The 8,088-nt window shown below is 31.0% G+C and carries 8 protein-coding genes; 6 read left to right on the top strand and 2 right to left on the bottom strand.

The genetic code is table 11. From position 1 onward, the window contains the following. Window positions 1-90: 90 nt before the first annotated feature. Window positions 91-1,245, bottom strand: coding sequence for an MFS transporter (locus ACIQ56_RS11930; RefSeq protein WP_397601284.1), 1,155 nt, complete (start codon window positions 1,243-1,245; stop codon window positions 91-93). Window positions 1,246-1,379: 134 nt separating this feature from the next. Between ACIQ56_RS11930 and ACIQ56_RS11925 the strand changes: the two genes are divergently transcribed. From ACIQ56_RS11925 to ACIQ56_RS11900, 6 genes are all read left to right on the top strand, one after another. Then, a complete protein-coding gene (locus ACIQ56_RS11925; protein WP_397601283.1) occupies window positions 1,380-1,634 on the top strand; it encodes a flagellar FlbD family protein in 255 nt (84 codons plus the stop codon). A gap of 62 nt (window positions 1,635-1,696) precedes the next feature. Then, window positions 1,697-4,483 (top strand): tol-pal system YbgF family protein, encoded by a 2,787-nt coding sequence (locus ACIQ56_RS11920; RefSeq protein ID WP_397601282.1) that lies wholly within the window; start codon window positions 1,697-1,699, stop codon window positions 4,481-4,483. After that, window positions 4,477-4,824 (top strand): hypothetical protein, encoded by a 348-nt coding sequence (locus ACIQ56_RS11915; protein ID WP_397601281.1) that lies wholly within the window; start codon window positions 4,477-4,479, stop codon window positions 4,822-4,824. Before ACIQ56_RS11920 ends, ACIQ56_RS11915 begins: the two co-directional genes overlap by 7 nt. After that, window positions 4,821-5,321 (top strand): hypothetical protein, encoded by a 501-nt coding sequence (locus ACIQ56_RS11910; protein ID WP_397601280.1) that lies wholly within the window; start codon window positions 4,821-4,823, stop codon window positions 5,319-5,321. Before ACIQ56_RS11915 ends, ACIQ56_RS11910 begins: the two co-directional genes overlap by 4 nt. A gap of 70 nt (window positions 5,322-5,391) precedes the next feature. Further along, window positions 5,392-6,594, top strand: a complete 1,203-nt coding sequence (locus ACIQ56_RS11905) for an aminotransferase class I/II-fold pyridoxal phosphate-dependent enzyme (RefSeq protein ID WP_397601279.1) — start codon at window positions 5,392-5,394, stop codon at window positions 6,592-6,594. Beyond that, on the top strand, window positions 6,591-7,517 hold the full coding sequence (locus tag ACIQ56_RS11900) for a 2,3,4,5-tetrahydropyridine-2,6-dicarboxylate N-succinyltransferase (protein WP_397601278.1): 927 nt from the start codon (window positions 6,591-6,593) through the stop codon (window positions 7,515-7,517). The genes ACIQ56_RS11905 and ACIQ56_RS11900 overlap by 4 nt, the downstream gene beginning before the upstream one ends. Window positions 7,518-7,534: 17 nt before the next feature. Here ACIQ56_RS11900 and ACIQ56_RS11895 read toward each other — a convergent pair whose 3' ends face one another. Continuing rightward, window positions 7,535-8,035, bottom strand: coding sequence for a substrate-binding periplasmic protein (locus tag ACIQ56_RS11895; protein ID WP_397601277.1), 501 nt, complete (start codon window positions 8,033-8,035; stop codon window positions 7,535-7,537). Between the last annotated feature and the right edge of the window lie 53 nt (window positions 8,036-8,088).

Below are 8,088 nucleotides of genomic sequence, written 5' to 3'. Positions count from 1 at the left end.
CTTTCAAAAGCAACTTGCTCTGACAATTTTAAAAGTCTATTTTCCATCTCCATTTAAATCTCCTCCTCAAAAGGAGATTTAATTCTGGATTTATGCTTTGTAAAAATCACTTATTGGGAGGACACCTTGAGCAATACCAAATCCGAAACCCTGATATTTTTGGGGGGTAGATAAGCTTATTAATGTATTTATCGCAGGATTTGAAATTGCAATGCCAACGCACAAAAAGGAAAGACTGATAACCAAAAAATAAGGATGAGGGGCATAATAGGGAATTCCAATCATACTTAAAATTAAAAGGAGATACCCCCATTTTAATACCAAAGATTCCTTAAAATTTTTGAGAATTTTTTTAGCAATAAAAGCGTTGGCAATGATAGAAAATAGACCAATGATTATGTAACTTTTATAGATTTCTAAGTTCCCAAAAAAGTAGGCATCCTTTAAAATAAAAGGCAATAAAGTTTCAACTCCACTAAAAGCAAGAATTTGTAGAAATAAAATTACCATAAATGCGATAAATACTTTTATTTTTAGAATTTGCTTTATCGCATACATTATACTTTGTTTATTTAAATGAATTGGGGTATTATTAGGAAGATAATTCGGATTTATTTTTTCGAAAATACCTCTATAAAATACATTAGCGAATTTATAGTGCGTTTCGGGAAGATAATAAGCAACAAAAATCAAATTTAATATGTTTAAAAAAACGGCAATCATCGCAATTCCAAAAAGGTAACTACCTTGAAACAATTGAAATTTATCAATTGTTAAAACCGCTAAAGTACCGAAAATGGGGCCAACGGTAAAACCTCCCCCAAATGCCAATCCGATAATGGACATATAACGTCCTCTATCTTTATTGCTTGTGATGTCAGAAATACATGCTTGAGCGGTCGCAATATTCCCATATCCAATTCCAGATAAAATTTTTGCTAGAACTAAAAATAAATAGGAATTCGCAATGCCTGTTAAAAATTGCGAAAGACAAGAAATGAGAATTGTGACTAACAAAATTTTTTTGCGTCCAAAAACATCGGAAATGTAGCCTAAAAGTCCTCCTGAAATAAACGAGGCAAAAGCAAACCAAGTTGCCAAGAATGCAATTTGAGAATCAGAGGTATGGAATTCTCGGGCAATTTGAGGGAGAATAGGAAGAAACATTCCAAAACCAATTAGGTCAATAAATATGGTAAAGAAGATAATTTTTAATACTTTATTTTGAATTTTTTCAAGTTGCAAAACGAACTCCTTTGGAGGCTCTTTCTTAAATTATTTTTATCTCATAAAAGAAAGTGCTAACCTATCTCAATAGAAAATACGTTAGGATAAAAAGAAACAATTTGGCAAATGTAATAGGGGGAGGGATTTTTATCATGATCCAATTAACGAGATTAGATGGAAAAGAGATATTTCTTAATATTGCAAACATTCAATGGATTGAAACTCTTCCTGACACCACCATAACCATTTTAAGTGGGGCTCGAATTATCGTCCGAGAAAAAATAGAAGATATTTTGAGTAAAATGGATGAAAGGATAAAACATGAGAATTCTCTTCAATTAAAAGAAAATGAAGAATCTAATTTAAATAGGCATGAAATTTATTCTCAGATGACAGAAAATATATAAACAAATTTTCCCTATTCGAACTGGTAGTTATTTAACCGATGATTTTCAGTAAGGGGGGTAAAATGTTAAAAATAAGATATTTTTTACAAATATTAAAAATGATTTATTTTATCTTCTTTTTATATTGTCTAAACAGTGGCTTTTTATTTGCTCAAGAATGGCCTAGTTTATTTATCAACGAAGATATCATTCCCCAAAACAAATCTGAGTTAAAACAAATTGAAAAATTACAAACTAAAGATATTCAAAAAATGCCACAAGAAAAGATACGCGAAAAAATACAAAATTCATTTTACTTTATAGCCGACTTTATTAGTAGTACAAAACAAGAGGAGCCTAAAAATTGGTTTGATTCACATAAAAATCCAGATAATTCACTAAAATATGGATTTCCTCCCGAATTAAAAAGACCTCCACTCACTATTTATTATCCAGCTTATAACGTAACAAAATTGGCGTATTTTGTTACTGAAAATCCTTATATTTCAAAGTTAAACGTTTGCCAGGGCTTTTGGGCTGAAAATAGGCTCCAATTTGCTTATGATTGTTTTTTCTTTTTACAGCTTGAATTAGCAAATGATAAAATTCCAATTCAATCTTTAGAGCGGCTTCAAGTAAATTTGTTACATGCCTTTTTTTTGTTACATTTGGCTACGAATGACGTAACAACTGTTCATGTTTGGAATCCTAAAATATCTCCTCCTATTCCCCAAGACTTTACCGAAGGTGATCATTATGCTATTTCTAGAGTACTTTTTTCATATATATCAACTCAAATAGATGACACAATCTATTTACCAAAACAAAAGACAGATATTATAGAACCCGTTTATAAAAGTATTTTTGAATCTCCGGTTTATTTTAGAGTAACAGCTAAAGTATGGGGGAATAAAACTTCCGTTACTTTATTAAAAGATCCTATCGATTCTTTAAAATGGGTACAAACTGTAATGCCTTTGGCATATGCGAATACAATGGCAATGAATCAGGGGATTATGCTATGGCAAAGGGCTTTTAATTCAGCTCAAAAAATTGAAAATTATTTTCAAAATTTTAATTATCCAAAAATGACAGAAGGTTCTCCTCTTATTGTTAAAACACCTGTATTAGTAAAAAATGAAATTTATATTGCACCAAAAAATAATACCGATTTTTTAGCAGCAACGGATTTATTTAGAGCAACAGCAATGTTAATTGCAAAAGATCCTGCTAAATCATTAGAATATATTTCAAGTGGTATTTTAAGAAAAGGACATCCCGAAATATCTGCTCTCATGTTTAATTTATCTGGAAATGCTTATTTTGATCTCGACTTATTACGATGGGCAAGAAGATCCTATTCTTGGGCCGAACTATTTTCAAAATCATTTGCTGAAAAAGTACCAAGTTCATTAATATTTGGTGGAGAAAGTGCTTATTGGTATGGTAATTATGATGTAGCCCAAAAAGCTTATGAAAGATTCTTAAAATTAATTGGAGATCCTGAGTTTAGTCCTTGGGCATATCTTCGATTAGCAGAAATTGAAGAGAGAAAAGGAAATAGCAATAATGCAAAAAATTATTATGAAGTAATTTTAAGAAAATTTAATAATCATTTTGTTGCAGCAGACGCGCAAGTTAGAATATTTTGTTTATATCAAAATGGCTTAACTAAAAATACAAAAAGAGTTGAGTACCAAAAAGTTGTTGAAAAAATTAAAAACTCAAGAGATGTCTTAAAAAAACAAGCGAAAGCATGCATGTTAAAAGTAGATTTAGAAAATTTACAAGAAGATTCTGCTAAAGAAAGTAGAATGACTGTTGTAGAAAAATCATTAAAACAAAAAGAAGCCATTGATAAATATGCCAAAGAATTTCCTGATAGTGAGTTTTTAGTTTTATTTACAGACAGAATAAAAGAATTGGAATTATCTGTGGGGACTTTTTTAGCTTCTGAAAATGCTTGTAATAAATTAATTGAATATTATATGAAAAATAAAGATTCCCTTGAGAAATTAAAAAATAACAATCATAATTATGTGAAAGGTTTAAAATGGGGAAAAGACGAAAAATTAAAGTTACTAAGATGTAGTTCTTTTGTTAATAATGTTTCTTTATGGAATGAAATGAGAAAATCAGAAGTAGGGAAAGACGGAGAACCGTTGCAAACTTTTTTTTATAATTTATCCGAGAAGCCTTCTGTTGATAATGCTTTATTGGCTTATAGCTCTTTGAGAAAATCGAGCGAGACTTGGGTGAAAAAAGTAAAAGTTATAGAAAAATCGAGTTTTGAAGTTATTTTGAAAGAAGATTTTTGGGAAATGTTAACTTTAAGAGAACTTATGAAGTTTGATTTACTCACCACAAAATCTGCAAATAATTTATTAAACAATGCCGTTTCTCAAGATTTATTTAATGAACCAAAATTAATTTATTCATCTAATACATTTTGTTATTGGATGTTAAGATCATCTTCTCAATTCAACTCGGAAAAATGGGAGTCCATTGCTAAAACCAAAGATAAAAAAGAATGGTTAAACTTGTTAACAGATAAAATAAATGAACAAAAAATGCCATGTGAGAGTGCATTTGCGAAAGCCTTATTTTCTGTTTCCTTAAAAAATCCAACTGTTTACTTAGATAGTCAAATTTTATTGCCTTATTTAGAAAAACTTGGGATTGATAAAGGGGCTGAAGATTGGCTTCAATACGTGCAACGTATTGAAAAAGAAAGAGGAAATAAAGATCAAGAAGTTCTCGCTATTTACCGTAAGTTATTGAAAGAAGCGAAAGAACCACTTGTCAAAGAAGCGGCAGGCATGTGGATTAAAAAGAATATCCCAGAAGAAGCCGATAAAGTATTATGGTAGAATGGAATCTATGGGCTTTTGATAAAAAAGAGGTGTACATGGGAGAAATTGTTCATCTAGCGCAAAAGAAAATAGAAAAAGATAAAAAATTATCAAAATCAAAAAAGAAGGCTCCAGAGGCGCAAACTGTTAGATTATGGCGCTTATCTATGGAAATTGATGATTTAATCAAAAAAGGAGTTTTAGATGACTCTCTTCCTCCCGATGAAATTTCTACTATAATAGCTCATAGACTTGGTACCTTAATATCATGTTGTGATAATCCTGAAGAATTATCTAAATTTTGTGCTCATATTATTGAAAGAATGAATTCTAATCGCAATACAGGTGAGCCTGCATGACAAATGTTTTGTCTTTTGAATGGAAAAAAGAAGATTATGTTTCGATAAGTGGAATGATCGATGAAAGTTCCGATTTTAGTGAGTTATTTAAAAAAAATCATGAAGTTTTATTTTTAGATTTAAAAAATATCAATCGAATTAACAGTAGTGGCGTTCGTAAGTGGGTTTTAGCTCTGGATAAATTAAAAGATGTTGAAATTCATTATATCAACTGTTCTTTTTCCGTTGTGGATCAATTGTCAATGGTTCCCGAGTTTTTGAATAAAAAATGTTTTGTGGAATCTTTTGATGCGAGATATGTTTGCGAAAACTGTAATACTTCGCAAACTGTCACTCTTGTTGTTGGTTTTGATATTCAAGCAGGTGAAAAAAAATATACGGATGGTCCTGAAAGATTATGCCCTAATTGCAAACAAAAAATGGAATTTGATCATAACCCCGACAGTTATCTCTATTTTTTAATCAATCTCTCTAAAAAGAAAAAAACAGCGAGTTGAATCCTTTACTTGCTGAATATCTCTCCTCAAGATATATCTCTTCATTGGAGTTAACATTTTTGAGGTGTTTATGGCAAATTTAAATGAATTTAATTCTTGGTTATTATCTTTAAATCCTTTCGGTTTGACAAAAAATGAAGAGATTAAAAGTAAATTAGAGGCTCAAAAAATTGAAGTTTTTGATTTTACATTAGGAGATCCTAAAGAGCCAACTCCTTCTTTTATTAAAAAAGCTTTAATTGAAAATATAGATGATATTAGTCAATATCCCTCAAATATGGGGTCTGCTTTATTAACAAAATCATGTTCAAATTGGGCAAAAAGAAGATTATCAATTGAATTAAATCCAGATCAACATATTATTTCTTCAAATGGGAGTAAAGAAGCTGTATTTCATATTCCACAGGTATTGCTAAATTCTGCTTCTGATAAACGTATCGTTATTTTTCCCGAACCTGGTTATCCCGTTTATAAAGCAGGCACTATTTTAGCTGGTGGAATTCCCTATGCCAATCCATTAAAAAAATCAAAAAATTATGTTTTTGATCCCTCTGAAATTCCAAATGAAATTGCAAAAAAAATCGCTGCTGTTTGGTTATGTTATCCGCATAATCCAACAGGGGCTATTATTTCTAAAAATCAAATGGAAAATATATATGAGTGGGCGCTAAATCATAATATTTTTATTCTTTCCGATGAATGTTACTTAGATATGTATTATGAAGGACAAGAAATTCCACCTTCTTTTTTAGAAATTTCATATAAAAATAATTTTAAAAATGTTTTGAGCTTTTTTTCATTAAGTAAACGAAGTGGCATGACGGGATATCGCTCTGGTTTTGTTGCAGGAGAAAAAGAAGTTATTTCTCTTTTTGCAAAATACCGGCTCAATGTAGGATTAGGAACTCCTGATTTTATTCAAAAAGCAGCTGTTGCGGCATGGGATGATACAGAACATGTTGTTGAAAGAAGTCGTATTTTTGCAAATAAAAGAAAAGTAATCGATCAATTTTTCGCAAAAAATAAAATTTCTGCTTTACCAAGCAACGCTACTTTTTATGTTTGGGGAGATGTACCAAATACCTATCAGACAGATAAAGAATTTTCAGATGCTTTATTAAATGCTACGGGTATTATGGTTACACCTGGTTCCGTTTTTGGAGAATCTTGTAGTAGAAACTTTAGAATGGCTTTGGTTCCTACTGTGGAAAAAATACAAGAATGTTTACAAAAATGGCAGTTAAAAATAGATTCAGGAGAATTTAAATTATGAAATCAATTTCTTTGCATGACTTAAATAATTTACAAGATAATATTTCTGAAATTTTTTCAACTCCAGAGTTGTTAAAAAGAAAAGAATCACAAGAATGTATTACTCAATGCTTAAGATATTTAGAAGATGGTACTTTACGTGTTTCTTCTCCTGAAGGAGAGGGACCCAATTGTGGTGAAGTAGAAATGAAAGATCTACAAAACTGGGAAGTCCATATTTGGGTGAAGCAAGCAATCCTTTTAGCAATGAGAATGAGAACAGCTGAAACATTTAAATGGGAATTAAGTGGAAATGTTACAAGTTCTTTTCAAGACCGAATTCACGCAGGGGTTCTTGGATATCATGATAAATTAGATGTAAGAAAAGATTTAGCATCATTTGGCGTTCGTTCTGTTTATGGTTCTGTCGTACGCGAAGGGGCTTTTATTTCTAAGGGCGTTATTTTAATGCCTAGTTTTGTAAATATAGGTGCCTGGGTTGGTTTAGGAACCATGATTGATACTTGGGCTACTGCAGGAAGTTGTGCACAAATTGGAAAAAACGTGCATGTGGCAGGAGGTGTTGGGATTGGTGGTGTGCTTGAACCGGAAAATGCAAGACCCGTTATCATTGGTGATAATGCCTTTTTGGGAAGTCGTGTTATCGTTGTTGAAGGGACTATTGTAGGTGAGGGTGCTATTCTTGCTGCCAATGTTTCTTTAACTTCTTCAACGCCAATCTATGATGTAACAACACAAGATAAAAAAGAATATAGAGGTATTGTCCCCCCTAATGCAGTTGTGGTTGCAGGAACAAGAAAGAAGGAGTTTGCCGGTGGCGAAGTGCCAATTCAATGCGCCTATATTATCGCTTTTAGAAGTCCAAAAACAGATACGAAAGTAAGTTTAAACCATATTCTAAGAGAAACAGGAATCCCTGTTTAAAAACAGGTTTTTTTAATTTATTTCTTTATTTCTTCTTGAATTGTTTTAATTTTATTTATATCTTTAATTTCATATTTTTGTAGAATATTAATATAATCCGGAGTTTTTTTGAAATTTTCCATCGCAATTGAAATGGTTTTTATAAATTCATTATCACTACTAAGAGAAGCTGCAATAAATTGACTGTTATAAGTATAAGGTCTTCCGCATTGTAATTGATCTTGAGGATAACCGTTATTGTGCCATAAAAGATTTGCCGTTAATGACCCTAAAAGAATAGCGTCTAATCTTTCTGCGAATAATTTTTGAATAAGGGATTGATGAGTATTAGATTCATCAATAGATTTTGTTAAATTAAGATCTTTTAAAATAATTTCTTCTGCTCCTCCTCGAATAATACCTATTCTTTTTAATGATAGAAGATCTTTTTTATCATTTATGGGTTTATTTTTCTTTAATGTAAAGAAACAAACTTTGTCGTCAAAGTGTCCTCCCAATAAGTGATTTTTACAAAGCATAAATCCAGAATTAAATCTCCTTTTGAGGAGGAGATTTAAATGGAGATGGAAAA

The organism is Silvanigrella sp. (assembly GCF_044369315.1).
Classification (GTDB): domain Bacteria; phylum Bdellovibrionota_B; class Oligoflexia; order Silvanigrellales; family Silvanigrellaceae; genus Silvanigrella.
Note: the sequence above shows the minus strand (reverse complement) of the source record. Positions and strands in the feature narration are given on the sequence as shown.

What these genes read in the sequence shown, in the direction of transcription:
- ACIQ56_RS11895 (WP_397601277.1), bottom strand. Translation starts at nt 8,035, where the DNA reads ATGCTTTGTAAAAATCACTTATTGGGAGGACACTTTGACGACAAAGTT.
- ACIQ56_RS11925 (WP_397601283.1), top strand. Translation starts at nt 1,380, where the DNA reads ATGATCCAATTAACGAGATTAGATGGAAAAGAGATATTTCTTAATATT.
- ACIQ56_RS11910 (WP_397601280.1), top strand. Translation starts at nt 4,821, where the DNA reads ATGACAAATGTTTTGTCTTTTGAATGGAAAAAAGAAGATTATGTTTCG.
- ACIQ56_RS11915 (WP_397601281.1), top strand. Translation starts at nt 4,477, where the DNA reads ATGGTAGAATGGAATCTATGGGCTTTTGATAAAAAAGAGGTGTACATG.
- ACIQ56_RS11920 (WP_397601282.1), top strand. Translation starts at nt 1,697, where the DNA reads ATGTTAAAAATAAGATATTTTTTACAAATATTAAAAATGATTTATTTT.
- ACIQ56_RS11905 (WP_397601279.1), top strand. Translation starts at nt 5,392, where the DNA reads ATGGCAAATTTAAATGAATTTAATTCTTGGTTATTATCTTTAAATCCT.
- ACIQ56_RS11900 (WP_397601278.1), top strand. Translation starts at nt 6,591, where the DNA reads ATGAAATCAATTTCTTTGCATGACTTAAATAATTTACAAGATAATATT.